1 protein-coding gene is annotated in these 1,596 nt (G+C 44.5%); it reads left to right on the forward strand.

The genetic code is table 11. From position 1 onward, the window contains the following. A partial coding sequence (locus WB217_RS18865) for an efflux RND transporter permease subunit (protein ID WP_423994871.1) occupies positions 1 to 1,434 on the forward strand: 1,434 nt, incomplete at its 5' end. Positions 1,435 to 1,596: the final 162 nt, after the last annotated feature.

Raw genomic sequence — 1,596 nt, forward strand, 5'->3', positions numbered from 1 at the left:
GCGGTGGACAATTCAACAAAGGATCTTGTGTCCGTCAACTTGAACTATCCAAATGACACCCCATTGAAAGAAGTTAAAGAAAATACGCTTAAAATGGAAGAGTATATTTTGGGACTGAGCGAGGTAAAGGATGTTTTTACACAGCTTGGCAATTCCGAGGAACAAGCAAAGTTCGGTGAAGTCCGTTCACCCACGAACGGCTCTTTCATGGTCATTCCAAAGAACAAAGAAGATATGGATAAAATCGTCAAAAAAATTGAAACACAAAAAGAGAACTACCCTGATTCAGGCTTCTCTGTCGTAGCCGCATCTCTCATCGGTGGAGGCGGTACACAAGTAACGATCGATGTCGTTGGCGATAAGATCGAGGACATCGAAAACGCAGCGACAAAAATCAAAGAAGAAATCCAGGATATTAAACATGTCGAAAAAGTTTCAACCAATCAGGAAGCCAAGAAAACAATTTACACGTTAAAAGTGGATCCAGCCAAAGCAAATGCCGGCGAACTGGCGGGACAGCTGGCTGGCATGCTGAACCGGACTCCAGCTGGTACGATCAATCTTGACGAAAAAGAAACAGCCGTTTTCCTGGAGCCTTTAGTGGATCCAAAATCACCTGATGATTTAAAGACGATCCCTGTCATGACCGCCGCTGGACCAGCTCTGGCCTCAGACCTCGCCACCCTTGAAAAAAGCGAGGAGGCTACAAGCAGATTCCATAAAGACGGCGACACTTATATCCGCGTAACAGCGACAGTGAATCCGAGAAATCTGTCTGAAGTTGCTGCAGCCATCACCAAAACGGTAATCGGTATCCCTGGCGATAAAGGCTTAGAATTTCCAGATGGCGTTGAAGCCATTGTCGGTGGTGCCAATGCACAGCAAATGGATGATTTCACTGATTTGTATATCACAATGGCCGTTTCCATCGGTCTTGTATTCTTGATCATGGTCATCACATTCAAATCCATGCGCGCACCGATTGCCATTCTTTTCTCCTTGCCGCTCGCAGCCATCGGAGCAATCCTTGGCTTGTTGATCAGCAGGATTCCTGTTGATATCACAGCGCTCCTGGGAGCATTGATGCTCATCGGTATCGTTGTGACGAACGCAATCGTCCTTCTTGACAGAGTGAAACAAAATGAAGAAAAAATGATCATGCGCGATGCACTTGTCGAAGCAGCAGCAACAAGGATGCGGCCAATTCTAATGACCGCTGTAGCAACGATTTCTGCGATGGTGCCGCTGCTTTATAAGAAAGCAGAGACAGGCAATCTTGTCTCTCAAAGCCTTGCAGTGGTGGTCATCGGCGGGCTTGCTGTAGCCACGGTACTTACGCTTGTTGTCATACCGGTTATTTATGAGTTGCTGCATTTTAGAAAATCTAAAAAGCAGCGGATTGCACAGAACAATTCAAATACTGTTTCTATGTAAGAAATTGAAATGGTAGAATGTACGCTTCCAGTTGAAAATCTATCTTTCGCAAGTCTTGGCAGCTAAAGAATCTGGCAAAAAACAGCCTTATCCAATAATGGATAAGGCTGTTTTTCATTATAAAAATATACTATGACCTGTTTAACTTCCTCATCTTAACAA

Source organism: Mesobacillus sp., from assembly GCF_049588175.1.
Taxonomy (GTDB): domain Bacteria; phylum Bacillota; class Bacilli; order Bacillales; family Cytobacillaceae; genus Mesobacillus.